This window comes from Ruminococcus sp. RTP21358st1_G6_RTP21358_211008 (assembly GCF_040908885.1).
Lineage (GTDB): Bacteria > Bacillota > Clostridia > Lachnospirales > Lachnospiraceae > Blautia_A > Blautia_A faecis.
Window position 1 is genome coordinate 22442 of sequence record NZ_JBDGDM010000033.1, and the last position, 26026, is coordinate 48467.

Sequence of the window (26026 nt, forward strand, 5' to 3'; positions counted from 1 at the left end):
TTCTACCTTTTCGCCTTTTGAGCTAATAATACACCGCATCCAATTAATAACACTGCTACTACTGATATCATTGCCCCAATCACAAAACCTTGTGGTACATAATTAAATTGTATGTTGTTTGGTCCCTTTGGGCATTTAATTGCCATTAATCCATCATCTACTTTTAGTATCTCTGCTTTTTCACCATTAATAGTTGCAGTCCAACCTTTTTCATATGGTACACTAAAAAAGATTATCTTTTCGGATTTTAAATCAATTTCAGCAGAAAACCCATTTTTTTTCTGTTGAAAATTATTACAAACGACTTTTCTTCGTTCATTGATATCCTGCTTAAATGATTCATAGTTTAAGTTCTCCAACTCACTACTGTCTAATTTTTTTAAAAGAGAATTATATTTTTGAACGTCCTCATCACTTAAAACAAGAGCTTTAAGCAATACCAAATGTCTGTTTTCCACTGGCAAAGCCTGATATTCTGACTCAGATATATAATTATCATATCCAAATCCCATCGGTAAGAAATCAACATTTTCATAAATTGTATTTACATTATCCGAAGAATATAATTTAGTATTTAACCACTCATTATCCTTATTATAAATATATTTCACTGACAATAATGCACGTAAACCATATAAAGAATCATCTGGTGAAGAAGTAACATATCTTCCGGCACCAACATTCTCATAAAATGAGAAAATAGAAGAGCTTACCGTACTATTCCAACAAATTATATCTTTATTATCAGATACCATAGATGAATTCCACTGATTTTTATTTTCGGTTCTATAAAACTCTTTATCATCTGGACTATTTTCATTATTTTCCCCAATAAAATCATTAAAATAACTATCAATGTTATTATAGTCAAACGTATTGTAATAGTGGCCTGCACCACTCAAAAGTACGAAAAATATAATTCCAATAAACATTTTTACAGAAGTATTCTCAGCTTTTTTCTTTCCCAATAAAACTGTAAAAACAATCCCCAATAAAGAACTAACCCAAATCCATATATAAAAATTATTATTTATATAGTCTCCTTTATATAAATAAATTGATAAACTACAAATAATTATACAGCTTATTATAGCACCAGTTTTTATTTCATAGTTATTTTCTATCGCTTTTATACTTGCCAAGGATAAAACTAATACAAACATAAAAAACCATCTTGTATAGTACGCTTGATTAAACAACTGAAATGAACTATTTAAAACTGGAACAAAGGAAAAGCAAATACAGGCTATTAACATGTTGAAAATAAAATTTTTCTTTTTATTACAATGAATAATAAAACTAATTACAAAAATCATTCCAACCATTGGTAAATATAACTCTGTACACGAGTAACGATTTTCAAATAATGCTGCTCCATTTTGTAAATCTGATGGCAAAAATGCAGCTTTAATAATTAATACATACTGATTTAATGCATAAATCAACATGTCACGATAATTTGAAAAATGAACTATTGAGCGCGGATTTCCAACAAGATCCAGAACTGAAGGAAGCACAATAATACAACTTGCGCAAAATCCTAAAACAGATTCAATAGCTAAATTGAGAAATTTCTTTAATGTTATTTTGTATTCACCTGCACTCACCTGGCATATAAAGTACAAAATTATAAAAACAACTTCCATAACAAAGAACACATAGTTTGTCATTGCCATTAATGCCACCATAATAGAAAAATAATTTTTTTTTCCATTTTTTACATTTTGATCTAATGCCAATAGCAAAAGCGGAAAAAGTGCTATTACATCCATAAAATGATTATAGAATAAATTACTAAATGTAAAGCCTGAAAAAGTATATAGCACAGCACCAATAGCCGCTAAATATCCATTTTTAACATATTGACTCAAATATAAATATGAAGAACAACCAGAAACCATGAATTTAAGGACTAATAAAGGACCCATCGCATAAACCACATACTTCGACGGAACCAATAGCATTATCCAGAAAAAAGGACTTCCAATATTGTAAAAAGAATACGATGCAATAAAATTACTTCCTAAATCTGTATTCCAATTCCAAAAATATTCTCCATTTTTTATTGCCTTATTACATAAAATATTAAAAGGAATTTGCTGCGAATTGAAATCCGCATTCATAAATAATCTTCCTTTTCCAATCACTAATGCAGGAAGTATTATAACCAAAAAAAGGACTGCGCAACATCCTCCAACTTTTACACACTTTTTATTCATACCCTCATTATATGGCAAAAGCCACATTATTCCTCCATAAAAATCTTTCTAAGCACTTACATACTGTAGAAATTCTGCTGTTTTTCAACAGCAGAATTTCTACAGTATTACATTTTTTATTTAACTGGCATTTTCATCATTCCATCATTAACCACTGCCGTTACACCATTTCTGTATTTAGGCATTTTCCATTTAACGGACCATTTCTTTTCAAAATATTCCTTATTTTTTTCGAATATCTTTTTATATTCTTCGGATTGAAGTTTTTTAAAAGAAGCATTATTCACATGATGCACAAATACATCTTCAGCAATCAATAATTTGTATCCAGCTTTTTCTACTACCTGAGCATAATCGTCATCTTCGAACATTCCAACCTGATAATTTTCATCCAGCTTTCCATGCTGATTCATAATTTCTTTACGTATCAATGTACAAAACATTGCCAAACGGTCTACCTCTGTATACAATTCGTTATTATGCATTCTAGTATATTGGTACGCAAAACTGTCCAGTTCTCTTATATTTTTATAATTAACACCTATCATAGCTTCATTTCCAATGGAGTTTGTTACTGAACCGCACATTCCACATTTTGGATCATTGCTCATGTGCTTAACTACATTTGTCAGCCAACCGCGTGTAACAACCGTATCATTATTTAAAAGCATTATAAAATCACCAGTTGCTTGATCAATTGCAATATTATTACCGCCTGCAAAACCACTATTTTTCTCATTGATAATAATTTTTACTCTTGGATCTTGCTTTTTATCTAATTCTTTTAAATATTCCACTGTTCCATCCGTTGAACAATTATCTAAAATCAATAGTTCATAATTTGGATATGCCGTTTTATTCAAAATGCTGTCAATACAATATTTATTAAGTTCCAGATTATTGTAAGTCAAAACAACAATACTTACCTTCGGAACTGCCTCCTGACACGCTTCTGCAAATTTCTCATATCTCTTTTGCCAATCATTTTCACGAGCAAAAGCAATACATTCTTCTTTACTTTTCAGATTATCCTCATGAGATAAACACATTTTAACATATTCAAGAAACTTCTGGTCGTCATTTGACATATAAACATATTCATCTCTGAAGGGCTCTAATTCCGGAATTTCCGTCGCAACAATTCTCTTTCCAGCACTTAAATACTCATAAAATTTTACAGGATTTGTTGCCTTAATCAAATCAGTCGAAGTATCAAAGGGGATCAAACAAACATCAAAGTACGCTAAGTGTTTAGGTAAATCTTCATATTTCATTTCCCCTAATAATTTAATATTCTTATATTTTTCCAGTTTATCCCTATGTTCTGTTACCTCACCAATAATAACAATATCTGCTTCTGGCATATTTTGAGCAATATAGCATACTTTTTCCCACGCAAACCAATGTGAAACAGCACCATAATATCCAATAACAGGTCTCTGTTTATGATTTTCCATCTCAAATGCTTTATAGAAATGATCTACTTCCGTTCCATTTCTTACAGTATTAATTTTCTTTGCATATTTTGTCGCGATATCACGTAAGAAATTTGAACTTGCGACAACCATATCACTGGTTTTCAGCATATGAATACAATTATCTTTCAACGCATTTGTTGTAGTTCCCAAAAATCCAGTAAAATCATCCATATAGTCTACTGTAATTTTAAATCCATAGGTCTTTCGCAGATATTCCGCCCCATTAACCCAATTAGGATAGTCTAAAACTATAACAGCATCGCTGATTGCATATAAATTAACCAAATTGTCCATTTTTTCTCTAAACCATTGGTCAAAATCGACACAATCCGGTGCATAATAAATAGCATTACAATTTTCATTATGGAAATCTACTGCATATAAATTATTTGAAACACTTTTTATACTATCCTTACTTACAAAATTGGCGTTTATGTAAAAAACACGATGACCATTTTCTGCAAATCTAGCTGCAAAATGCTGTGGACGCTGATATCTGAATTCATAATTAATTACAGAAAAAATAATTATATCCGATTTATTATAAGTTTGCTCCAAACATTTTTCTGTAATTGAATTAATCTGATTAGGATTAATCTGATTAAAAGTAGCTCCCGTACTCAATATACTATTCTGATTATCCTGAATTTTTTCTACTGCCTGACTAGGAATTGCAATTTCATTCACAGAATCCAACACATTAACAATATTTAATACCATATTGTATCCGTCATTCTTTGAAAATTCACTGCTTTCTCTTGTAATACATCGTTTACAAATTCCAAGAAACTTCTTTTTTTCTGCGAGAGAACCACATAAAAACTGTTTAACAAAGCGTGCAAAAGCACATAATAATTTGTAAGATGTCTTGGAATTTATATTCAAACATAAAGAACGGGCTTGAAGGATGGTATTATCCTTCTGAAGAATAATATTATTCAATCGATCAATCTCATTCAAATTCCCACTATTTTGAGCTTTAAAATCTTCTGTCTGCTTTATGACATTTTTATGCTCTTCGACTTCTTTTTCTAAATCACAAATTCTCGTAATAAATTGTGCTTTTTCGGTTTCTATCTCAGCTTCTAGCTGTAACTTTTCATCTTCCAACTGCACTTTTTCAGCTTCTAACTGCGCTTTTTCATTTTCATATTTCTGTTTTTCTTCTTGTAAAACCAAATCTTTTTCATGAATAGCAGCATTCAGAATTTCTATATCTTTATCTTTCCCCGCTATTTGTTCTCTAAGCGCTGCATTAGACGCATTTAATTCTTCCTTTAATATATCCAGTCTTGACAACCACTCTTCATCATCTTTTCTTTTCTGAGCTCCAACACTACCTTCTGTTACATCCGAAAGCAGTACCATATTTTCACATTTTTTCTTATATACAAGCAGTACCTGCTGATCCGGATAGTAAGAATTTTTGAAAGCTTTTCCATCAATAGTATTAACATATACTAATGAAAAATCATTAATCTTCATTGGTATAACCTGCTCTGAAAAATGATACATATGCTCATCAATTTTCAACGTTTCTTTGTATGGAAACATTAGAATCATATATTTATTTGAAACTTCAGAAAGATTTTTTGCAATCTTCCATGGATTCACAAAATGTTCCAATACATTAGAACAGATAATTACATCATATGTTTTCTCAGCGTTTAATTTTGTCAAATCACCAACCCAAAATTTATGCTCAGGATATGTTTCTGCTGCTTTTTTTACAGCCTCTTCTGAAAAATCCATGCCATCCACATCTACAGCAAATTTCCGACAGAAAACTGGTACAGCTTCCCCTAATGCGCAACCCATATCACACACAGAATATTCTTTTTCACGAATTTCATTCACCAGACTCTGTGGCAACATTCCACATAACAGTTCTGCAAAAAATAAAGTCTGTTTGTCTCCAGCGTAATCTAACCAATTAGTATCAAATCTTTCATCCCAATACTCTTTTGAATTAATATTCATACTTCCTCCATTAATTACTGAATCGTTATTTTCGCATCAACATCATATATACCAAAAATCTTTTTATCAGAAAATACTTTAAAAAACTTTGCGCCTTCTATATATTCGTAATATGTCGGATTCATATTTTCTCTATTTTCCAATGCCACCACTAAGTAATATTCCCCTTTTGCCAACATTGTTTTAAATTCGAAAGTAATACAGTGTTTTTTTTGTTTTTTAAGGAAAACATCTTCATCATATGTAGTTTTTACGCATAAATCTGTTCCCTCTTTATTTTTTATAGAAACTGCTACAGAAAAAGACTCATAGTCCAATTCAAAGTTATCTTCAAATTCTACTTGTATCTTAATTTTTTCATATGGATCAAAATGATTTTTTTCTTTTCCATCTTCTCCAAGCATTCTAATTGAAGTAACCATTCCCACATTTGTTCCCCAATGCGCAAGACAATCTGAGAACTTACTTTTTTCAGATATTACAGGCTTTACAGCAACTTCTTCAGTACAAATAACTTCTTCTTTTTTTCCATCTTCTTTTTGGGTATCATCAATTACTTCAGCATTATTTTTTTCATCCAGTTCGGCTGATTTCTCCTCAGAAAACTTCTGGTACAATGTAAAATCCGACGTATCATCCAAATACATAAATTCCGTAAACTGAGCCGTTATAAATGTAGGATCCCCCTCTGCTACTAATTTTCCATTATTAATCCACATGCATCGGTCACAAAATGTACGCATCATACCAACATCATGTCCCACATACAAAATCGTTACACCTTGTTCTTTAAATTCTTTAAATTTATTAAAACATTTTGCCTGAAATCTCATATCACCTACACTTAAAATCTCATCGACAATCAATATCTCAGGTTCAACATTTATTGCACATGAAAAAGCAAGCCGTGCAAACATACCACTTGAATATGTTTTCACAACTTGATCTATATAATCTCCTATTTCTGCAAACTTTATAATATCATCCAGTTTCTTATCCATTTGTTTCTTGGTAAATCCCATAAGAGTACCATAAAAATAAATATTTTCAATACCTGTATATTCCATATTGAAACCTGTCCCCAGTTCCAGCAGCGAAGATATCCTGCCACTCACCTCCACACTTCCACTAGTCGGTTCCAATATTCCCGTAATTATTTTTAACAAGGTAGATTTTCCGGCACCATTTCTTCCCATAATGCCCAAAATCTCTCCTTTTTTTACATTAAAACTTAAATCAGTTAATGCGTGAAACTCTGTGTGTCTTATTTTTCCCCTGGGACTAAGCGCTTCTTTCAATTTATCCATTGGAGAATTATACATATCAAAAGTCTTAGATAAATTCTTTACAACAATTTTATTTTCCGCTTCCTGACTCATTTCATTCTTCCTTTATACTGTATCTGCAAAATGTGGTCTCAATTTCACATAAATACGGCCACCAATAACAAGTAAAATTATTACAAACACCCAAAAATATAAGGTTAAATGTGGATGTTCCCAAAACCACTGCCTGCCCAAAATAGCATCTCTATATCCTTCAATTATATAAAAGAATGGATTTAGTTTAAAATATTTGTGAATTGCTTCGGGAAAACCAGCTAAAGTCCACGCAATAGGAGTTCCCCACATTCCAATTAACAAAATAACAGATATAATCTGATTCAGATCTCTAAAAAAAACAACAATTGATGAAGTAATAAGAGAAAGCGCAAACAGTAATATTATATTAGCTACCATATAATATAACAACTGAATAATATAAACAGTTGGCCATACTTTAAGTCCCACTGCAACCCCAACAGCAATGAGACAAAAGAATATGTGAATGTAAAAAGCTGATAAGATTTTCACTAATGGTAAAATTACTACATTAAATTTTACTTTTTTTATCAGGTAATTATATTCTATAAAACAATTGCTTGCAGAACTAAAACTTTCCGTTACATAAAGCCACGGAACGATACCGCAAATAAACCAAACAGCATATGGGATTGCATCTACATCGGGACTTTTAAATCCATATTGAAATGCTACCCAATATACAATTATTGTGAGCAACGGCTGTGCAATAGCCCAAAAAATCCCAAAGAAAGTACCTGAATACTTTCTTTGAAAATCCTTAGTAGATAATGAAAAAAGCAATAATCTATCTTTCCATATATCTTTCAAAATCTGTATTGTATCTTTCATTTATTCACCTTTAAACCAATTCTCTATATATGTAGCAATTCTCTCACTCGCATGTCCATCCCCATAAGGATTTACTGCATGCGCCATTTTTTCATATTCAGATTTGTTATCAATCAGATTTACTGCCTCATTAAAAATAACCTCTTCATCTACACCCACTACTTTTACAGTTCCAGCCTGAACTGCTTCTGGGCGCTCAGTTTCCGTTCTAAGTACAAGCACGGGAACTCCACAAGCTGGAGCCTCTTCCTGAAGTCCGCCTGAGTCAGTCATTACCAGGAAACTGCGATCCATAATATTATGCATATCCTCTACATCCAAAGGTGCTACCAAATGAACTCTGTCTACCCCATCAAGCACACGATGTGCAACTTCCTGTACCGCAGGATTAAGATGCACCGGATATACAACTTCAATATCCTCATATTTTTCAACAATGCGTTTTACTGCATTGCAAATATTCTCTAGAGGTTGTCCTAAATTTTCTCTTCTGTGTGCAGTCATCAAAATACATTTTTTATTTTTCAAATCCACATTTTCAAGTGCTTTTTCTTTAAATTTGTAATCTTCTTTTACTGTTGTCTGGAACGCATCAATTACTGTATTTCCTGTAACAAAAATATTTTTATTAATGCCCTCACGCAACAGATTATTTTTATTATTTTCAGTCGGAGCAAAATGAAGTTCGGCAATACGACCTGTTAAACATCTGTTCATTTCCTCTGGGAACGGAGAATATTTATCATAAGTTCTGAGTCCAGCTTCTACATGACCAACTGGAATCTGCTGATAAAATGCCGCTAATGCAACAACAAATGATGTAGTTGTATCACCATGTACCAAAACGATATCAGGCTTTTCTTCAATTAATACCGGCTCTATCTTTTCCAAAATACTACTTGTAATAGTAGTCAGTGTCTGTCTTGGTTTCATAATATTAAGATTGTACTTTACCTTTGTTCCAAAAATATCAATTACCTGCTGCAGCATCTCTTTATGCTGACCGGTTAGGCAAACTACGCTTTCAATTCCTTCTGTCGCTTCCAGAACCTTAACTAATGGACACATCTTAATTGCTTCCGGACGTGTTCCAAACACACTCATTACTTTCATCTTTTTTCCTCTCTTATATATATTGTTTAATTTTATTATATCGAATATCCCAACTGTTTTCTTTTAAAAATTCCAGTTGTTCATTTAGCTTATAATCCGTATCATCCGTTATTTTCATTACTTCATCTATACAAGTATAAAATTCTTTTTCATTTTTGTAAAAATGTGTAAATGTACTAAATCCACTAACTTCAGGATATTTTACTGAAATAACTTTTTTTCCCATGCTGATATACTCATAAAGCTTAACCGGATCCACGTCCCTTATAATATCATTCACCTTAAAGGGCATTATAAGTGCATCCATTTCTTTAACATTTTCCCAAAGCTTGTTATGCTCAATCACCCCTTTCCAATGTATGCGCTGGTGTTTTGGCACCTCAGTATTGGATATGGGTCCCCACAAGTAGTATTCCAAATTTGGATAATTATCTAAACTTTTCAAAAGCAAATCAAAATCAAACCATTCAGCAATTGTTCCAAAGTATCCGATTTTATATTTCGCTTTATCTTCATGACGGACTGGTTCCGGCGGATATATATGATCTGCAATAAAACCATTCCTGATCAATATACTTTTTGTCTGACCTCCCAGGTTCTGCACCTTTTTTAAGAGGCCTGTGCTGCTGGCAAATACTATATCTGCACGTTTCACCAGTTGTTGTTCTGTTTTTTTTATTGTTTTGCATATTTCCTTATCATTGCATAATGCTTCATGATTATCCATGCAGTCATAAATCACTTTACCATCATAATTTGGAGGAAGATACCTATACAATAAAGGGTGACTAATCCAAACTATATCAAATTGCTTCACATTTTTCATTATTCTATGAAACAAAAGCTTCTGAATAGCATAGGCAATTTTATTCTTATCACGATATGGGATTGCAGAAATTGATATACTCTTTTCTAATTCATCATTATTTTTTCTCAAAGACTGTTTCACAAACAGTTCTTTATAATAAGCTACAGTTACATCATAATCTTTATTCAGCATTTCTGCAATGATCTGTGGTCTTTGCTTTATCCAATACCAGTCTATTCCCATTAAATACAATATTTTTTTCATCAATATTTCCCAGTTAATATATCAAGCTTAGCCATCAAGCCAATTTCGTAGTAAGTTTATCATATTCATCTATAAAAGACAAGATTTTGCTTCATTCTCCCAACATCTCCAAATAAACCTCACAAGCCGCCGCCGTTTTCTCCAACATAAACCTGATTCGTTTCTTCTCTGTACTATAACTCTTTTTCGTGGCGGCGCCGCTTTCGTGGTATACGGTCATTGATGGATCGTATACAATTTTGTAATTTTTTCGCCTGCAGCGCAGTGCAAGTATATATTCTTCGTAGAAAAACTGTGTTTCCGGGTCAAATGCTTTTTCTTCTTTTTCTGCAAATAATGGTGTAAAAATCAGACAGGCGCCAAATGGGATAACGTCAGTCTGAAGCTGGTGACTGAGAGCAGCCTGTTTTTCTTTGTTTTTCAGTTTAGATTTTTCTGCTTTTTGAAGCATGTAATAAACCGCAGGATACAAAAGCGGGTAAAAGCGTAGAGCCAGACGATTCATTTTTATAGTATAACAGGCTTCTTCTTTGGTACGAAGCCTTGTATCCATAGGATTCTGATGCTCGCCGGTTCCCTGACGGATCACATCTGGACCAATAATATGACATGGATGACTGTGATAGCTTTCTTCCAATATACTGACAAAATTTTTTTGTGTAAACTCAATGTCATTATTCAGCACAATAATGTATCCATTTCCAAAATGTTCTTTTGCATATTGATAGCCCTGGTTGTTTGCATAGGAAAATCCACCGTTTTCTTTTATCTGCAAAATCTTGATCTGGGAATTTTCCTGATATTTCAGGGAAAGTTCTTTTCTGTCTTTTTCCGATTTCTGAATGTCATTGTCCACAATCACAATTCGAATTCGTTCCTGCTGTTCCATTGCCAAAATTGATTGTACGCAGGTGTCTGTCACTTTGATATCTTTATAGTGTAAAATTACGAAGCTTATATAGTCCATTTATCTTCCTATTCACATGTGATAATATTTTAATTATTTAGGGTAACTATTCCGAGAGGCTTTGTTTGTGAACATAGTTCCTAGAACCCCCGGGAAACTCGGTGTGAAATCAGGCAAGGCATAATTACTGTACATCTCGAAACGTGTAACTGCGAAAGTACCAAACAGTTGCTTATTTTTTATTGCTGATTAACCAGCCGAAAGGGTGAAGAAGTCGGGTTTTCATTAAAATCATCAGTACCCTTACTGCTACTTTCTGACTAAATGGAATGTCTGCTTTGACCGTCAGCCTAGCTTTGCTGTTTCTCCAATAGTGAGGAAAATAGCGATTTACTGTGTTTTCAATATAATTGCATAGTTCTCTTGTTTTGACCTTACTCGCACCTGGTGCCAGCTGGAACAGGCAGGTAGAAAATATTCTCAATGCAAATAATTCAAAAAATTCCGGACTATTCACTATTCCTATTTTCTGCACCTTAGCAAGTGTATGATTCAATCCTTTATAGGGTAAGGAATACTTTTCCAGACCTTTAAAATTATGTATTGCGGAAGAAGCATGCTGTACATAATAATATCCACATTCCTGTATGGTATTGATTCGCGGACATACCGCACTGAAAAACAGAGAAATCGGCATATCTTCGCCTCGTTCACCGCTTTGAAATTTTACATCGTATTTCGTCCACAACTCTCTCCGGTACAAATGAGAACATACGGCAGAAATCCGAAAAGTCCATTCTTCGTTTTCCAGACGCTTATACACACCTGGAATGATTTTGTTCAGTTCTTTTCCACTTTCATCCACATATGTCAGACCACTGATCACCATATCCAGGCTTTCTTTTTCCGCCAGATCATACATTTTTTCAATATAATCATTTTTCAGATAGTCGTCGCCATCAACAAATGTAATATATTTTCCTGTAGATTTTTTTACTCCAAGATTTCTTGCAGCAGCTACGCCTTGATTATTTTGTTCTAACAAAATAATCCGGACATCTTCTCTCTCCAGGTTTTTCAGAATTTTCCCGCTTTCATCTGTACTTCCATCATTAACCGCAATTATTTCCAATTCTCCAAAGGTTTGGTTCAGAACAGAATGGATACATTTTTCTATATACTTTTCATTGTTATAAACAGGAATGATAATTGATACTTCAGGCATGGCTTTCTCCTTGCAGTTATGCTATACACAGTTGAACTTCTGACTCCTCACACCCCATTCGACTTCTCACTGCTCTGATAAAGTCTCTCAATTCCTCTCGCCACCCACTCCGGCCAGAATTTACGAAACATATAGAGGTCTTCTTCTCTTCGGCCATTCTCTTCGATCAGCTCTGAGGTGGTAGATCCCTGATGAATGCGGTGTTCCATTCCCGGGCGGGCAGTATAGGCGAATTCGCCGATCCGCCTGGAAAGTTCCTCCCATGCCTGCCAGTCAATGTTGCTTTTCATGTTATTTTTAAAGGAAAAACTGTCCAGATTTTCTTTTACAAGGGTGACTGCAGGGCAACAGATAGCCGATCCTATAGAGAGAATTCTCCTCCGAACAAAGCGGTTTTTCCAAAAGACTGTCAGTTTCAGAGGAGTCAGAAGCAGGCGTTTTACCTTAAGAAGCCGGTTAGTTGTCACTGTTTTTCCATTTCGAAGTTCATTGTAGTCTGTAAAAATAATAAGAGGATGACGACATTTCTTCGCAGCTGCCAGTACATCCTCCGTGTAGTTTACATAATATCTGTCATCCTGATGAGCGAGGGTTACAAGCGGTGTTGTTGCACAGCTATAGGCAAAATTCCAGTCTCCGGCAAGACCTTTTTCACCGTGGTTTATATGAACAGGTATTCCATACTTCTCACCAATTCCATATATATATGAATTGGGAGTTGAAGTCGCGATCAGAATTCTGGTTCTGACCTTCTGCGCCAGAAGAGACTGTACACATTCTTCCAAATACGGACTCTCACCGTACGCGCATACCGCAAATGTATGAAGATTTATTTTATCACTATTATCAAAATTCTTTAATCCCATATTTTTCATTTTCTCTATAAACTTTTAGATATATTCATTCCAGAACATGTTTGAAAAAGGCTTTCTGCAAAATATCCCCAAAAGTTGGGAGTACAGATTGCTGGAATGATTTTCAAGGAAACCATTGGTCATCTTCCCTCTCCAATACCAATTTCAGCCTCTATCTCCTGCTTTTCTACTTCTTCCCGTTCCAATAACGTCTCTTTCTCATCTACTTTATCAATCTTCTTATTCTCAGCCTTGGAACGAAGCGCAACTTCTGCAGATAACACTCCAATCTTGTCTTCCAGCTGAGATACAATAATAGATAAGGTAAATATTTTTTCCACCAGCAGGAAAATGATCACCAGAAACACCAGATTACTTGGTGACATAATTCCGAATATACGACACAATTCATAGGAAATTTCCGGAAAGATTGCCAGCAAAAGTAAAATGGCTGCAAAAAAAATCCAGAAAATAGCGTCCTCCATTTTGACTTTATTTTTTCGGATTTTTCGAAGAATCCATCCAACAGTCAGAACAGAGGCAATAATAAGTAAACCTTTCAGCGTGTCGCTCATTTTTTGTCTCCTTTCTCTCGTTTACGCACCCATTGAAAAATAAAAATAGAAAAGAACATTTTCATCATATACCAAATGGAATTTTTAAAATCCAGGTAGCTGGTTCCGGCAATTCGCTCGTGCATTTCTACCTGCACTTCTTCAATCTTTACCCCGCAATTCAAAAGGTATGCCAGGGTATCCGGTTCCGGACTGTAATTGATATCGTAGCCAAAGCGTTTGATCATGCGCTTATTAAAAAGGCGCATTCCGGAAGTTACATCTCCAATATATTTCCCGCCTGTGGTTATCATGATGGCGTAGGTAAGCAGCTGACTTCCAATCATTCTGGAATTAACAGGCTTCCGCTGGGTTTTAAATCTGGACCCGATCACAATGTCACAACCGGTCCGCTCCATCTCCGTAATCATATCCTCTATATACTTTGGATCATGCTGACCATCGCCGTCCAGCTGGAGAACGTAATCATATCCATAATAGTTCGCATAGCGCATACCGCTTTTGATCGCGCCGGAAAGCCCGGTGTTTACAGGAAGATCCATGAAATTATAACCGCGGCGGGCACATATCTTACGGGTATCATCGGTGGAGCCATCATTGATCACCACGTAATCATATTGAGGATAATTCCTTTCCAGATTGTCTACTACCTTTTCTATGCATCCAGCTTCATTGTAAGCTGGTATAATGATCAAAATTTTTGATATTGTTTTTATTGAAGCCATGAATTCTCCGTTCTGTGTTTCTCCACAATCTCCACCAGTTCTCGCGCTCTCGTCTCAAAAGAATATTTCTCCTTAATCACCGGCCACTGCTCGTCGACTTTTGCTTTCACTTCTTCATAGTTGTTCTCAATTTCCTTCACGCACTGGTGGAATTCTTCTTTATTGCTATAGTACAGCACTGCTTCCGGAAAGATTTCCCTGAGCTCATCGCAGCAGTCAGATATTACTGGGAGACCGCAGGCCAGGGCGTCGAAAATGCGATTATTCACAAACTGGTAATCCAACATGTCTTTCCAGTGGTCATTCAATGTGACGCGGGCACTTCGGTAAAGGGCTGGAATCTGGCTGTTTTCGATAAAAACGTCCTGTACCATGGTCTTATCTGGGCCTAACATGGCTTTCCAGCCGGCACCCCAGATTTTCAGCGGAAGCTTATCCTGTGCTGCCCATAATACACATGGGCGGGCCACACCACGGGAATTTCCAATAAATAAATAATCTTTTCCACGGCTGCATTCAGCTGCCTGATCCGGGTAAAAAAGCTCAGTGTCTGTACACTGAAGCAATGGATAAACAGGAACCGTAAGCTTCGCCTGAAGCTCCCTGGCATAATGGCGGGAACCTACGCATACAATATCATAGAGCTGGTATTCTTCTTGAGTAACCATCTCCGGGTGGCTGATATTCCACATAATGTAGAGGCATTTGGTGTTCCGACGATCCGGACGGTAAAATTCGCAGCCTCGAAGTACAAGAACCACATCTGCGTTCACTTCACAGTCCCAGTCTTCGTGCAGGTCAATTATAGTGTACATTCCCATTCGATCCAGGTAACGTTTCAAGGCAACTGCATACGCATAATCGCCCCAACGGATCTTTTTTTCCTCAGGAGCAGGACATTTGATCACCCAGATCTGGCGTTCTTTCGCTTCACGCTGCACCTGTGCAGCCCGTTTTCCCCAGTCGTCCCGGCGATGCAGTTCCTGTGACACATATTCCTTCAGCTCCAGCATGGACTGGCTGTTTTTCTGAAGCTCCAGGAGGATTTTTTCCTGGCGTTTATTCTCTTTTTCCAGTTCACGCAGCTTATTGTCCATATAGGTGCGGCTTACCGGAATAAAGCTTCGTAATTTCTGTTTCAGGGTATTCCAAAAGCTCATATAGAAACTCCTTGTATAATAAGTTGTCAATCGGTAAAAATCTGTTTTTGAGTCTTTGGTTTTTATTATAACGAAATATGATAGGAAACGCAACTCCCCACAGCAAATCACCAGCGAACAGTAACCCTTCACAATTTTTTCACGTTTTTTTCTACCTTTTATCACTAGGAAAGTAATTTCGAATTTGCTATAATAGTTTCACGACATCAGAGCATGTTTGAAAAAGGCTTTCTGCAAAATGTGCGTCACAATTTGTGGGATATTTTATCCCCCTCTTTATTCAATGAATGCATCAAACTTTTCTGGCATTATAAATCTTAGGAGGATACCGAATTCATGCGAAGAAAAAAGAGCTTACTAATACCGGCTGTGCTGGCTTTTTCCCTTTGCACCGGTGCTGTTGTTCCAGTACTGGCGGAGGAGACCTCACAGACAGCTGATGCAGCAGCTATGACAAATACAGATAATGAACAAGAGGCATCAGCGGGCAGCACTGACGGCACTGCACAGGAGACAACCGATACTTCTGATATCCCTTATGAAAAAGGCACCATCACAGACACTGATTTTCAGAGTGAGTGGCTGAATCTGAAATTCACACCGCCGGAAACAGTAGTCATGAATACAGAGGAAGAGCTTCAGTCTGTTATGAAGCAGGGCCAGACTACTCTGGAGGAAGCTTCCGGGGTGGAACTTGGAGAGGATGCTTTGTCCGGCACTGTTTATGAAATGATGGCTTCTTCCATCTCTGGTTTTCCTAATGTTTCCTTAGTTGTCGAGGATGCTTCTTTGGAGAATATGACTGTTGACCAGTATTTTCTGGCTGCACAGCAGATGTTGGATGCTACCGGGATGGGCTATACTTATTCGGACGTAACAGATATACAGATTGCCGGGCAGGATTTCCGTGTTATGGAAACAAGTGTGGCAGTCAATGACTATGAAATTCTTCAGAAATATTGTACCCGCAAACAGGGAGGAAAGTTTGTCTCCATTATTTTATCATACACCACAGATACCACAGCAGAAGCAGATGAAATTCTGGCAGCTTTTACTCCATTAAATACAGACACGGAGGCTGCACCTGCAGAATAAACTATGGTCTATACTCCCTTAACCATAAAAGCTATAAAAATTGCATATAAAGCACACGAAGGACAATACGACCAGAGTGGGGTTCCTTATATTCTTCACCCGGTTCATCTTGCAGAACAAATGACAGATGAAACTACCACCTGCATTGCCCTGCTTCATGACGTTCTGGAAGATACTGCCCTGACTCTTCCTGATCTGGAAGCGGAATTTCCAAGAGAGATCACAGAGGCAGTCCAGCTGCTTACACACGCTCCTTCCGATGATTATCTGGATTATGTGCGCAGACTTTGCGAAAATCCGCTGGCTCGTAAGGTAAAGATTGCGGATCTCGCCCATAATTCAGATGAAACACGGCTTTCTTCCGTCACGCCGGATCCAATGCAGCTAAAGCACTGGCGGACGAAGTATGCAGCTGCAAAGGAGATCATACGGGAATACGAAAATATCCCATAAAGTAGAACTCCAGACTATGTAAAAAGGTACTCTGTTATATTAATATCAATTATGTTGATACCAATATAACAGAGTACCTTTTTTATATTTTGCAAAAGCAACTGTTAAATTTTTATTATTTCACCCGCAAAATCGACCTCACCAGTTCCAGATGCGGCCTGTCTGCATCCTTCTGGAATACGGCAACATGGTTCAGGTCTGCGCCTCCATCTGTATATGCCGGAAAAAGAAAGCCGCACTCCGGCTCACCTGGCTCGTATTCATCTGCAAGAGGACAAATTACACAGATCAGATATTCAAAAACAGCTTCTGATTCCCCCAACCGCTCCTTATCTGCTGCCTTTGCCGGAATATCATATCTGTCGTGGAAAATATAAACTGCATAAGGTCTCCTGCTTTTATAATTCTCCATTACAAGATCATAGAAACTGTCCATAAGAGCATCGTTTTTCAGCCCACATTCCCGGATTGCCATCAAAAGCTGCCACACGGTTCCTGGCCTTCTGTCTGCATCTACAAATTCATAACGTTTCAGATTTACATTTGTTGCTGCAAAAGGAACTACCTTGGCAAGCTCAATGTTTTTCTTCTTTTCTGCGGCGGACAGCTTTAAAAAATTCACGTTAAAGCTGCCGTCAAAGTCCCCATCCTTATCCACATAACATCCCGCAATCCTTGTAAAAGAACTCCGGGCAACATTCATCCTCCTGGTCAGCGCCAGCATATCTTCACGGTCGATTTTGTTGGTCATGGTTTTCTCCTGTGTATGCGCAAAATGTTTTTTCCATTTTACCATTCCTAGAGCGTGTACACAACTGAAAGTAAAAATATCTCCATTTAAAACGCTTTTCTAATCCGCTCCAACGCCTCCGTCAGCGTTGCCCTTGGACACGCCACATTAATCCTCTGGAATCCTTCGCCTGCTTTTCCGAAAATCTTTCCACTGTCAAGCCAAAGTCTGGCCTTGTTAAGAATCAAATCCTCCAGTTCCGCAACGGTCAGGCCTGTCTCACGGAAGTCCAGCCATACCAGATACGTGCCTTCCAGATCTGTCATCTTCACCCCAGGCAGATATTTTTCCACATACTCTTTTGTGTAATTGATATTCGCCTCCACATAAGCATGCATTGCCTGGTACCACTCTTCACCTTTGGAATAAGCAGCCTCTGTTGCCACCAGTCCCAGAACCCCGAGCTGGCTGATTCCTGCCGCATCCAGCTGCTTCCGGAATTTTCGGCGAAGCTCCGGATTTGGAATAAAAATATTGGAAATCATCATACTTGCAAGGTTGAATGTTTTACTTGGGGAAGTGCAGGTAATGGAAATATCCTGAAACTCCTTTTTCAGGCCGGCAAACACCTGATGCTTTCCCTTAAAAACAAAATCCTGATGGATTTCATCACTGACAACGGTCACACCATTCTTTACACAGATATCTCCTAATTTTTCCAATTCTTCTGCGCTCCACACTCTTCCCACCGGATTGTGAGGATTGCACAGGAAAAACAGTTTTACATTTTCCTCCACGATTTTCTTCTCAAAATCCTGGAAATCGATGTGATAACGGTTGTCTTCTCCCTGATAAAGATTGCTGCTCACCACTTTTCTGCCATTGTCCCGAATAACTTCTGAAAAAGGATAATAAACGGGAAGCTGGATCAGCACGCTGTCTCCCGGCTGCGTGTATGCTTTCACCGCCATAGCCAGGGCAAAAACAACTCCTGGCGTTTTAATCAGCCAATCCTCCCGGACGTCCCAATTGTGATGAGTCTTCATCCAGTTTGCCAAGATTTCAAAATAAGGGGTCTGCACCTCACTGTATCCGAAAATTCCCTCTTTTGCACGCTCTACCAGCGCATCCTCAATATAAGAAGAGGTCTCAAAATCCATGTCTGCGACCCAAAGAGGCAGCACATCTGCCGGCTTGCCCCTTTTTACTGCAAAATCATATTTCAGACATCTGGTATTTTTTCTGTTAATCACTTTATCAAAATCAAGATTTCTTTCCGCCATGTAATTCTTCCTCTGTTTCTGCAAATACTTTTTCAAATTCATCAAGAAGATCCTGTGTATCCTCGATTCCAACAGAGAGGCGAAGGGTCGCCTCTGTAATTCCGTTGCGTTCCCGTATCTCCTTCGGCACATCCGCATGAGTCTGGGTAGTTGGATATGTGATCAACGTCTCCACACCGCCAAGACTTTCTGCAAACTTGATCATCCGCACTTTTTCCAGGACAGAAAGGGCAAATTCCTTGCTTTCCAGCTGGAACGTAAGCATGGAGCCAAATCCTCTGGCCTGCTTTTTCATAATCTCATATCCCGGGTGATCTGGTAATCCCGGATAGATTACTCTGGTCACTGCGCTCTTTGTTTTCAGCCATTCTGCGATTTTGAAAGCATTTTTCTGTGCCTGCTCCATGCGGATTCCAAGAGTTTTGATACCGCGGAGGATCAGCCAGCTGTCAAAAGGAGCCAGGCCGGAGCCTGTGGTTTTAATAAGAAAACGAAGCTTTTCGCTGATATCCTCTCTGTTGGTTACCAGAAATCCTGCCAAGGTATCATTATGTCCGCCCAGGAATTTGGTTCCGCTGTGCACTACAATGTCCGCTCCCAGTTCCAATGGATTCTGGAAATATGGAGATAAAAATGTATTGTCTACTATGAGAAGGAGATTATGTCTTTTTGTAATTTCCGCAAGTGCCGCAATATCAGTGACATTCATCATGGGGTTGGTTGGAGTTTCAATATAAATTGCTTTTGTGTTTTCGTTTACATAACTTTCCACATTTTCTTTCCAACAGTCGATTCTGGAAAAATGGATCCCGTTTTTCGAAGAAACATTGTCAAAAAGCCGGATGCTTCCGCCGTACAGGTCTGCATCTATGATCAGATGGTCTCCTGGTTTAAACAGCTCCATTACCAGAGTGATTGCTGCCATTCCAGTGGAAAAAGCCAGTGCATCGATTCCGTTTTCCAAAGTTGCTACAATTTTTTCCAGATGCTCTCTGGTCGGGTTCTGCAGTCTGCTGTAGTCAAAGCCTGTACTCTGGCCTACTGCCGGATGCTCATATGTTGCTGTCTGATAAATCGGAAAACTGATAGAGCCATAATTGTTACAACAGCCTTCCTCTTCTTCCAAATGTAAACATTTTGTATTGATTCCTCTTGCCATGATTTTCCTCCAGATTCGTATGATCGCGTTCAGAGAAATGTTTTCTCTCTTTTTTGTCTGAACATATCATAGCAAGATAAGAGGATTTTGTATAATTCATTTTACCTTGAGTTCGTTATAGAATATTGCTATATCTGATTAGATATGTTAGATTTGGTGTATTGCCAATTTCAGAGCGTGTTTGAAAAAGGCTTTCTGCAAGATGTGCGTCACAATTTGCGGGAATACTTTTTCAAACACGGTCTAAAACACCCTCTGCACCAGCAGCATATACAAAATCGTTCCACCGCCAATACTAAGCAGTGTATTCTTTTTCCACTTATGCAAAAATACGATAAACAAAATCGCAATGGCTTCTGGCAGCCCATAAGGTCCGCTTCCGTTCCTTCATAGTTACACTCTTCGCGATGCACAGAAATCATGTTTCCCATGTTTTCGCACCGTACTTCTTGGGTTTTCTGTAAACGAAGTTCACAAAATATCTCTTGGGATGATATCTGCTGAATAGGAGCAGGCATTAATTACCGGCCAGTTCCCTGATAGCATCTGTCAAGGTCGTGTACTGCTCTTTCACCTGCGCGTAAAGCTCATCACTTCCTGCGGTTTCTCTTCCTCTTAATACCTCCGTAAGCTCTGCACTGACCTTATACAATTCTGTAAATCCAAGGTTCAGGCACACACCCTTCAGGGTATGGGCTGCACGGAATGCTTTCTCTCCATCCTGTGCGGCAAGACCATCTGTCAGCTCCTGAAAACTTGGATCGTTAAGAAATTTTACTGCAAATCTTTTCACAAGTGCTTCGCTTCCCAGTCTTTTCAGAACTCCATCGTAATCTGAGCCAACTTTCTCATAACATTCTTTTATTGTCATTCCAGCCTCCTTAATTTTCATTCCGGTTCCCTATGTAACTGCTTTCTGCACTTTATTATATTAAATTGAAAGAAATTTGTCCACAGGTTTCTAGAGCGTGTTTGAAAAAGGCTCTGACATTACGCATCAGACCTGGAATAAGCATTCTTCATCTGATTACTCAGCTCATAAAGCACTTTATTCAGTGTGTCAGAAGCCTCTTTTTTCACCATATCCGCAATTTCCTGGTTGGCCTGATGGCGAAGGGACATTCGCTTCGCTGCGTCAGACTCTTTTTCCAGAAGAGCGTCATATTTGCCAATCAGCTGGTGGCCTTTTGACATTACACGCTCCTGATAACGTTCAATATGGAAAATGGAGCTCTTATAAGAAGCATCTGCCATGGCACCGATCATGCGGCTTACCCAGTAGAAGCTGTCAGTGGTTACTTCCCTGGTGGTGCTGGAAAAATAGTCCGGAGTGGTATCAATTGTGGCATAAAACGGCACCAGCACATTAAATGCATTGGATGCAAATGCAACCCATTCCAGAATATTGCAGTCCTTTTCCATGCCTGGTCTCATCTGGATCAGAGACAGGAAATCTGTACGGTTCACACCGATAGAACGGAATGCTCCGCGCTGTTCTTTTTCTCCATAGGAAGCATATGGATCATAAGAGGTTCCCTGATAATGGGAGGACAATACATATTTCACATCCTCTACAGTAATCTTTTTTTCCGGAATCATGCACCATGGCAGATCATCAGAATATGGAGTAAATTCTGCATTTACGCCATCCCAGATTTTTGTCTTCGGATTCAGGTTTCTCAGCATATACCATGCACGAGGAGTATTATAAACATGGTCGGAATCGTCATGGCTTCCGAACGCATCTCTTGGATTCAGTACACCATCCATGGAAAGATCCAGGTGATTTTTGCTGATAAATTCTTTCAGGTCAGCGGAACACATGTATTCCAGATCCGCATATTCCTCACATGGGCACCGATATTTTTCCTGATCCCGCAATGCCTTTTCCAAGTCAAATTTATCAATTCCAAGCTGATTTGGCATTACTACATATGCCTCATCCGGAACCTTTCTTGCCATCCAGTGATGGCCGCCGATGGTTTCCAGCCACCAGATTTCGTTTTGATCCTGGAAAGCAATTCCATTCATCTCATAGGTTCCGTATTTCTCCAGAATGCTTCCAAGGCGGATTACCCCTTCGCGGGCGCTATGGATGTATGGAAGAACAATGGATACAATATCTTCCTCTCCGATTCCACCGGCTGCTTCCTCCTTACCGTCCTTTGCAGGCTGATAGGTTACCAGAGGATCCGCGCCAAGTACCCGGGGATTGGAGGTAATCGTTTCTGTAGCAGTCATTCCCACATTTGCCTCATTTACACCGCTAGCTGCCCAGATTCCTTCGCCGTCTACTGCATTTGGCACAGATGTATAGCCCATTGGATCATCTGGAAGATCAATTTCCACATGAGAAATCACAGATTTATATTTCCGCGGCTGTTCCTCCGGATGAACCACCACAAATTTTTTTGGCATATAATGACCGGAACCGGAATCGTCATTTCTTGCGATCATGGTAGAACCATCATAAGATGCCTTTTTTCCAACTAAAATTGTAGTACAACCCATTTAAATTTCCTCCTGAAAATATTTCGTAATCTACTATGCTCTATGTTAGCACAATCGGGCATTTTATGGAATACAAGATTCCGGAAATCAATTATTTAACGGTTGTATTGCCTGCCATTAAGCTTTATACTTATCTTATTCCCGTAGCAAAATGATTCGCGAAAGAATCCTGCCCATCAAGGCTTTTCTATAACTTAAAGGAGCATTCCTTATGCAGACATCTAAAGATTATTTGCATGTTTTTCTTGATATGGGCGACGCACTGTTAAACAGCGGCGCAGAAATTTTCCGGGTGGAGGACACCCTGAACCGGATGGGCTATGCCTGTGGTGCTACCCATATGAATGTTTTTGTCATCACGTCCAGCATTGTTATTACTATGGAATTTCCCGGAGATGGCGCACGGACGCAGACACGGCGCATTCATGAATGTGGGGGGAATGATTTCACCAAGCTGGAGCAGCTCAATGACCTGAGCCGCCGTTTCTGCAGTCATCCGGTTTCTGCTGCGGAGCTGCGAAATGAATTTGAGAAGATCAATGCAAACAGACCTAAGCCTCTTTGGAAACTGCTTGGAAGCGTTCTTGCAGCCTGCAGTTTTGCCCTTTTCTACGGCGGCACTATTCCGGATGCCATTACTGCCGGCATTGCTGCAATCCTGATATGGAGCCTGCAAAAATATCTAAGACCAGTATGTATGAACGAGGTTACTTTCCAATTTGCAGCGTCTTTTCTCACAGGCTGCGCCATTTGCGGATTTACTTTGCTCTGTCCTTTCCTTCACATGGATAAGATCATGATTGGTGATATTATGCTTCTGATTCCAGGACTTATGTCAACTAATGCGATCCGCGATGTACTCATTGGTGATACCCTTTCGGGTATTATCAGGCTGATCGCCGCGTTACTTCTTGCAGCAGCACTGGCACTTGGTTTTATGGGCGCAATTATTCTTTTTGGGAGGTTTGGACTTTGATCACAATGACGGTTATACAGCTGATTACCGGAGCTATCGGATCTGTGGCTTTTGGTCTTCTTTTTCACATGAAAACTAAATATCTGCCGCTGGCTGCTGCCGGTGGTTTTCTTAGCTGGCTGGTCTTTCTCTTTGGGAAGAGTCTGTGGGGAAGTGTTTTTCTTCCGGCACTGCTGGCTGGTTTTATTGCAGATGTGTATGCGGAAATCCTGGCAAGAATCTGCAAGGAAACTTCCACTTCTTTTTTCGTTACTTCCGTGATTCCATTAATTCCCGGAAGTACCCTTTATTACTGCATGAGCAGTATTGTAGAGGGAAATCCCATGCAGGCACTTAAATATGGGAGGGACACCTTTCTCTTTGCATTTGGAATCGCCGCGGGGATGAGTATTGCGTGGGCGATCTGTTATTTTCTGAGAAGTGTTAAAGCACGATAATTTCTTATTCACAGTTTCCGGATTTCCACCTTGCGATTCCGCCAGCCCTTTTTCCAAACCATGAGAAAAACCTGAAAATCCAGGCTGTCTCTGGCTGTTGTAAAGGGCTCTTCTCTTAATATCTCTGCATGGATTCCGTCCCGGGTCAGTTTTTCCTGCAGTTTTCCCGCTTTTGACAGCAGGCTTTTTAACTGCTGATCAGCCTCATTTCCAAAAGTCCGGTCAGGATAAGCCGCCGCTGCGCTTTTTATTTTTCCGGTAAGAAGATCAATCACTGCACTATGCTTATTCTTGTGCAATACCCTGGCAAAAATCCTGGCGATAAATGGAGCTGGAAATTTCTTATAAACATGCAATAACCGAAGCAGAGAAAAATCCCGAGCTTCTTTTGCTAGCTCTTCCATTACTTGAAATGCTGCTGCAGACGGCTTCCAGGGGTCTTCCTTTGGCACAATATACTGTTTCGGCACTGCAGGATAACAGCAATAATTCAACGGTGGAAAGTCCGCCAGCTGCACAAGTGCCCTTTCTTTTTCTGTGCAAAACTCTTCTCCCAGATATTCCAGCTTATCTCTTGCAATGGCGATCCGATATTCCAGCTGACGCAGATATTCATACCCAGGTACCCAGAAATGACCGATTTCCCCATAGTTATAAAGATAAACCTCCAGATCCAGCATTCTGAAAAACAGGGTGACTACGTTCTCCCCCTGCCATACTACCAGTATATATTCATCCCCTTCCTGACTTAAGGATGATTTCAGAGGACCTTCATAATTCTCCAGATAAGAGCCTGTAAGTCTGGCGTCCCGGAAAATGAGAAAGCTTTCTACGGCATCATTCATCAAATAAACAAGGCGGATATCACCTGGATTTTTCTCTTTTCCCACTCTGGCAAGGCTGTCTTTTTCGCCCTGTTTTCTCTCATTATTTTCATATGTCTCATAACATTCCCATTCAGCCTGTGCTCCGTTTTCTTTCGGAAACAGCAATTCAAATTGCTCCTGTTCCAAAAGCTCCTCCAGCATTTCAAATGTATCCTGCATCTTATGATTACCTCAAACTGTTCGATTCCTGTTTCCAATTTCACTTTTTATTATATGGGTATCTGACAGAAATGTCAAAATAACGACAACAGATATATAGCTATAAAATAAATAGCATACAATTTACAGCTTACATTTTTCATATATTTTCTATATACTTTATATTATGGATAAAGAAGCTGTCGTTCCATAATATAAGAACCCGCAGGCAATCAGGAAGCGGTGAAACCGTTCCATAGATTGCCAGAGCATGTTTGAAGAAACTGTTTGAAAAGGGTTTTCTGCAAGATGTGCGTCAGAATTTGCAGAAGATTTTGTTCAAATTGGAAAGCAGCTTAAATGCGTGTAAAATCACAGGTAAGCCAGTTCGGCACCTGTTAAAAAGATTGGAGAACGAATATGAATCAGATTGATTACGAAAACTTAGGATCCCGAATGAAAGAACTGCGAATCAAAATGAAGCTTACCCAGGCGGAAGTTGCCAAAGCTCTGAATGTAACTCCTGGCTACATCAGCAACGTGGAGAATAACCGTACTGCAATGTCCCTGCGTATCCTTATTTATTATGCAAGACTGCTGAACATCTCCCTGGATTCCCTGATTGGCAGAATTGATTCTGAATACCGTGAAACTGCCCTGGACCGCGAGATTTCCGAGCAGGTACATAAAATGAGTATTCCAGAGAAACAAAAGCTTCTGAAAACCATGAAGGTATGGATGGAAGAAGATTGATTCTGAACGTAAAAGGGGCTGTCTATTTGATATGCTCCCTTCTAGGTAGACAAGTGAAATAATAAAAACTTGTCACTTAGGAGGGAGCATATTTTATGTCTAAA

General features: G+C 38.5%; 25 protein-coding genes and 2 pseudogenes. 7 read left to right on the forward strand and 20 right to left on the reverse strand.

Annotated elements, in window-relative coordinates:
- Positions 1-2: 2 nt before the first annotated feature.
- The 9 genes from AB5Z12_RS13430 to AB5Z12_RS13470 all read right to left on the reverse strand — a co-directional run bounded on the left by AB5Z12_RS13430 (position 3) and on the right by AB5Z12_RS13470 (position 13052).
- Positions 3-2246 (reverse strand): YfhO family protein, encoded by a 2244-nt coding sequence (locus AB5Z12_RS13430; protein WP_173734994.1) that lies wholly within the window; start codon positions 2244-2246, stop codon positions 3-5.
- 89 nt (positions 2247-2335) lie between these two features.
- Positions 2336-5677 (reverse strand): glycosyltransferase, encoded by a 3342-nt coding sequence (locus AB5Z12_RS13435; RefSeq protein WP_173734995.1) that lies wholly within the window; start codon positions 5675-5677, stop codon positions 2336-2338.
- A gap of 14 nt (positions 5678-5691) precedes the next feature.
- Entirely contained in the window at positions 5692-7056 is a 1365-nt protein-coding gene (locus AB5Z12_RS13440) for an ABC transporter ATP-binding protein (protein ID WP_173734996.1), read from the reverse strand.
- Between the two features lie 12 nt (positions 7057-7068).
- The gene (locus tag AB5Z12_RS13445; RefSeq protein ID WP_173734997.1) at positions 7069-7869 is read right to left on the reverse strand and encodes an ABC transporter permease; all 801 of its coding nucleotides are present in this window, start codon (positions 7867-7869) and stop codon (positions 7069-7071) included.
- Positions 7870-8982, reverse strand: coding sequence for a non-hydrolyzing UDP-N-acetylglucosamine 2-epimerase (wecB, locus tag AB5Z12_RS13450; protein WP_173734998.1), 1113 nt, complete (start codon positions 8980-8982; stop codon positions 7870-7872).
- Between the two features lie 13 nt (positions 8983-8995).
- Positions 8996-10033, reverse strand: coding sequence for a hypothetical protein (locus tag AB5Z12_RS13455; RefSeq protein WP_368368675.1), 1038 nt, complete (start codon positions 10031-10033; stop codon positions 8996-8998).
- Positions 10034-10145: 112 nt separating this feature from the next.
- The gene (locus AB5Z12_RS13460) at positions 10146-11021 is read right to left on the reverse strand and encodes a glycosyltransferase (protein ID WP_173735000.1); all 876 of its coding nucleotides are present in this window, start codon (positions 11019-11021) and stop codon (positions 10146-10148) included.
- Positions 11022-11193: 172 nt separating this feature from the next.
- Positions 11194-12186: a glycosyltransferase gene (locus tag AB5Z12_RS13465; protein ID WP_173735001.1), complete on the reverse strand. Its 993-nt coding sequence runs from the start codon at positions 12184-12186 to the stop codon at positions 11194-11196.
- Positions 12187-12233: 47 nt separating this feature from the next.
- A complete protein-coding gene (locus AB5Z12_RS13470; protein ID WP_368356935.1) occupies positions 12234-13052 on the reverse strand; it encodes a glycosyltransferase family A protein in 819 nt (272 codons plus the stop codon).
- A gap of 60 nt (positions 13053-13112) precedes the next feature.
- On the opposite strand from AB5Z12_RS13470, the pseudogene AB5Z12_RS13475 reads away from it, so the two are divergent.
- A pseudogene (locus AB5Z12_RS13475) lies at positions 13113-13166 on the forward strand (DUF6783 domain-containing protein); the annotation flags it as partial.
- Positions 13167-13180: 14 nt separating this feature from the next.
- On the opposite strand, the gene AB5Z12_RS13480 reads toward AB5Z12_RS13475, so the two are convergent.
- From AB5Z12_RS13480 to AB5Z12_RS13490, 3 genes are read right to left on the reverse strand one after another with little or no spacing between them, the layout of a single operon-like run.
- Complete coding sequence (locus AB5Z12_RS13480; RefSeq protein WP_148462150.1) at positions 13181-13615, reverse strand: DUF2304 domain-containing protein; 435 nt, start codon at positions 13613-13615, stop codon at positions 13181-13183.
- A complete protein-coding gene (locus AB5Z12_RS13485; protein ID WP_195991162.1) occupies positions 13612-14340 on the reverse strand; it encodes a glycosyltransferase family 2 protein in 729 nt (242 codons plus the stop codon). The genes AB5Z12_RS13480 and AB5Z12_RS13485 overlap by 4 nt, the downstream gene beginning before the upstream one ends.
- Complete coding sequence (locus AB5Z12_RS13490) at positions 14328-15500, reverse strand: glycosyltransferase (protein ID WP_368356934.1); 1173 nt, start codon at positions 15498-15500, stop codon at positions 14328-14330. Before AB5Z12_RS13490 ends, AB5Z12_RS13485 begins: the two co-directional genes overlap by 13 nt.
- Before the next feature lie 217 nt (positions 15501-15717).
- Here AB5Z12_RS13490 and AB5Z12_RS13495 point away from each other — a divergent pair, with 217 nt between their 5' ends.
- Genes AB5Z12_RS13495 through AB5Z12_RS13505 form a run of 3 tightly spaced genes read left to right on the forward strand, consistent with a single transcriptional unit; the run spans position 15718 to position 17048 of the window.
- Positions 15718-15861, forward strand: coding sequence for a DUF6783 domain-containing protein (locus AB5Z12_RS13495; RefSeq protein WP_368356933.1), 144 nt, complete (start codon positions 15718-15720; stop codon positions 15859-15861).
- Positions 15837-16595, forward strand: coding sequence for a hypothetical protein (locus AB5Z12_RS13500; protein WP_173770928.1), 759 nt, complete (start codon positions 15837-15839; stop codon positions 16593-16595). The genes AB5Z12_RS13495 and AB5Z12_RS13500 overlap by 25 nt, the downstream gene beginning before the upstream one ends.
- Before the next feature lie 3 nt (positions 16596-16598).
- Positions 16599-17048, forward strand: coding sequence for an HD domain-containing protein (locus AB5Z12_RS13505; RefSeq protein WP_118582867.1), 450 nt, complete (start codon positions 16599-16601; stop codon positions 17046-17048).
- 115 nt (positions 17049-17163) lie between these two features.
- Here the strand turns inward: AB5Z12_RS13505 and AB5Z12_RS13510 are convergent, their stop codons facing one another.
- From AB5Z12_RS13510 to AB5Z12_RS13540, 7 genes and pseudogenes are all read right to left on the reverse strand, one after another.
- Positions 17164-17799: a DUF4317 family protein gene (locus AB5Z12_RS13510; protein WP_368356932.1), complete on the reverse strand. Its 636-nt coding sequence runs from the start codon at positions 17797-17799 to the stop codon at positions 17164-17166.
- 86 nt (positions 17800-17885) lie between these two features.
- On the reverse strand, positions 17886-19061 hold the full coding sequence (locus tag AB5Z12_RS13515; protein ID WP_368356931.1) for a MalY/PatB family protein: 1176 nt from the start codon (positions 19059-19061) through the stop codon (positions 17886-17888).
- Complete coding sequence (locus tag AB5Z12_RS13520) at positions 19042-20220, reverse strand: PLP-dependent aspartate aminotransferase family protein (protein ID WP_368356930.1); 1179 nt, start codon at positions 20218-20220, stop codon at positions 19042-19044. The genes AB5Z12_RS13515 and AB5Z12_RS13520 overlap by 20 nt, the downstream gene beginning before the upstream one ends.
- A 115-nt stretch (positions 20221-20335) precedes the next feature.
- A complete protein-coding gene (locus AB5Z12_RS13525; protein WP_368356938.1) occupies positions 20336-20446 on the reverse strand; it encodes a DUF6783 domain-containing protein in 111 nt (36 codons plus the stop codon).
- A gap of 17 nt (positions 20447-20463) precedes the next feature.
- Positions 20464-20592: pseudogene (locus tag AB5Z12_RS13530) on the reverse strand (AzlD domain-containing protein); the annotation flags it as partial.
- 145 nt (positions 20593-20737) lie between these two features.
- Positions 20738-21091, reverse strand: a complete 354-nt coding sequence (locus AB5Z12_RS13535; RefSeq protein ID WP_148462144.1) for an Hpt domain-containing protein — start codon at positions 21089-21091, stop codon at positions 20738-20740.
- A 119-nt stretch (positions 21092-21210) separates the two neighbouring features.
- Entirely contained in the window at positions 21211-22731 is a 1521-nt protein-coding gene (locus AB5Z12_RS13540) for a C69 family dipeptidase (protein WP_173770930.1), read from the reverse strand.
- A gap of 211 nt (positions 22732-22942) precedes the next feature.
- On the opposite strand from AB5Z12_RS13540, the gene AB5Z12_RS13545 reads away from it, so the two are divergent.
- Both AB5Z12_RS13545 and AB5Z12_RS13550 read left to right on the forward strand, forming a co-directional pair.
- Positions 22943-23707: a threonine/serine exporter family protein gene (locus AB5Z12_RS13545; RefSeq protein ID WP_173715802.1), complete on the forward strand. Its 765-nt coding sequence runs from the start codon at positions 22943-22945 to the stop codon at positions 23705-23707.
- 5 nt (positions 23708-23712) lie between these two features.
- Positions 23713-24144, forward strand: coding sequence for a threonine/serine exporter family protein (locus tag AB5Z12_RS13550; protein WP_148462219.1), 432 nt, complete (start codon positions 23713-23715; stop codon positions 24142-24144).
- A gap of 8 nt (positions 24145-24152) precedes the next feature.
- Here AB5Z12_RS13550 and AB5Z12_RS13555 read toward each other — a convergent pair whose 3' ends face one another.
- Positions 24153-25190: a DUF3878 family protein gene (locus AB5Z12_RS13555; RefSeq protein WP_173770931.1), complete on the reverse strand. Its 1038-nt coding sequence runs from the start codon at positions 25188-25190 to the stop codon at positions 24153-24155.
- A 399-nt stretch (positions 25191-25589) separates the two neighbouring features.
- Here AB5Z12_RS13555 and AB5Z12_RS13560 point away from each other — a divergent pair, with 399 nt between their 5' ends.
- Complete coding sequence (locus tag AB5Z12_RS13560) at positions 25590-25922, forward strand: helix-turn-helix domain-containing protein (protein WP_173735011.1); 333 nt, start codon at positions 25590-25592, stop codon at positions 25920-25922.
- The last annotated feature ends 104 nt before the right edge of the window (positions 25923-26026 follow it).

Coding starts and splice junctions, on each gene's coding strand:
- AB5Z12_RS13500 (WP_173770928.1), top strand. CDS start 15,837: ATGCGAAGAAAAAAGAGCTTACTAATACCGGCTGTGCTGGCTTTTTCC.
- AB5Z12_RS13470 (WP_368356935.1), bottom strand. CDS start 13,052: ATGGGATTAAAGAATTTTGATAATAGTGATAAAATAAATCTTCATACA.
- AB5Z12_RS13505 (WP_118582867.1), top strand. CDS start 16,599: ATGGTCTATACTCCCTTAACCATAAAAGCTATAAAAATTGCATATAAA.
- AB5Z12_RS13480 (WP_148462150.1), bottom strand. CDS start 13,615: ATGAGCGACACGCTGAAAGGTTTACTTATTATTGCCTCTGTTCTGACT.
- AB5Z12_RS13540 (WP_173770930.1), bottom strand. CDS start 22,731: ATGGGTTGTACTACAATTTTAGTTGGAAAAAAGGCATCTTATGATGGT.
- AB5Z12_RS13440 (WP_173734996.1), bottom strand. CDS start 7,056: ATGAGTCAGGAAGCGGAAAATAAAATTGTTGTAAAGAATTTATCTAAG.
- AB5Z12_RS13550 (WP_148462219.1), top strand. CDS start 23,713: ATGACGGTTATACAGCTGATTACCGGAGCTATCGGATCTGTGGCTTTT.
- AB5Z12_RS13445 (WP_173734997.1), bottom strand. CDS start 7,869: ATGAAAGATACAATACAGATTTTGAAAGATATATGGAAAGATAGATTA.
- AB5Z12_RS13545 (WP_173715802.1), top strand. CDS start 22,943: ATGCAGACATCTAAAGATTATTTGCATGTTTTTCTTGATATGGGCGAC.
- AB5Z12_RS13555 (WP_173770931.1), bottom strand. CDS start 25,190: ATGCAGGATACATTTGAAATGCTGGAGGAGCTTTTGGAACAGGAGCAA.
- AB5Z12_RS13535 (WP_148462144.1), bottom strand. CDS start 21,091: ATGACAATAAAAGAATGTTATGAGAAAGTTGGCTCAGATTACGATGGA.
- AB5Z12_RS13460 (WP_173735000.1), bottom strand. CDS start 11,021: ATGGACTATATAAGCTTCGTAATTTTACACTATAAAGATATCAAAGTG.
- AB5Z12_RS13520 (WP_368356930.1), bottom strand. CDS start 20,220: ATGGCAAGAGGAATCAATACAAAATGTTTACATTTGGAAGAAGAGGAA.
- wecB (WP_173734998.1), bottom strand. CDS start 8,982: ATGAAAGTAATGAGTGTGTTTGGAACACGTCCGGAAGCAATTAAGATG.
- AB5Z12_RS13490 (WP_368356934.1), bottom strand. CDS start 15,500: ATGAGCTTTTGGAATACCCTGAAACAGAAATTACGAAGCTTTATTCCG.
- AB5Z12_RS13465 (WP_173735001.1), bottom strand. CDS start 12,186: ATGCCTGAAGTATCAATTATCATTCCTGTTTATAACAATGAAAAGTAT.
- AB5Z12_RS13435 (WP_173734995.1), bottom strand. CDS start 5,677: ATGAATATTAATTCAAAAGAGTATTGGGATGAAAGATTTGATACTAAT.
- AB5Z12_RS13430 (WP_173734994.1), bottom strand. CDS start 2,246: ATGTGGCTTTTGCCATATAATGAGGGTATGAATAAAAAGTGTGTAAAA.
- AB5Z12_RS13455 (WP_368368675.1), bottom strand. CDS start 10,033: ATGGGAATAGACTGGTATTGGATAAAGCAAAGACCACAGATCATTGCA.
- AB5Z12_RS13560 (WP_173735011.1), top strand. CDS start 25,590: ATGAATCAGATTGATTACGAAAACTTAGGATCCCGAATGAAAGAACTG.
- AB5Z12_RS13485 (WP_195991162.1), bottom strand. CDS start 14,340: ATGGCTTCAATAAAAACAATATCAAAAATTTTGATCATTATACCAGCT.
- AB5Z12_RS13510 (WP_368356932.1), bottom strand. CDS start 17,799: ATGACCAACAAAATCGACCGTGAAGATATGCTGGCGCTGACCAGGAGG.
- AB5Z12_RS13515 (WP_368356931.1), bottom strand. CDS start 19,061: ATGGCGGAAAGAAATCTTGATTTTGATAAAGTGATTAACAGAAAAAAT.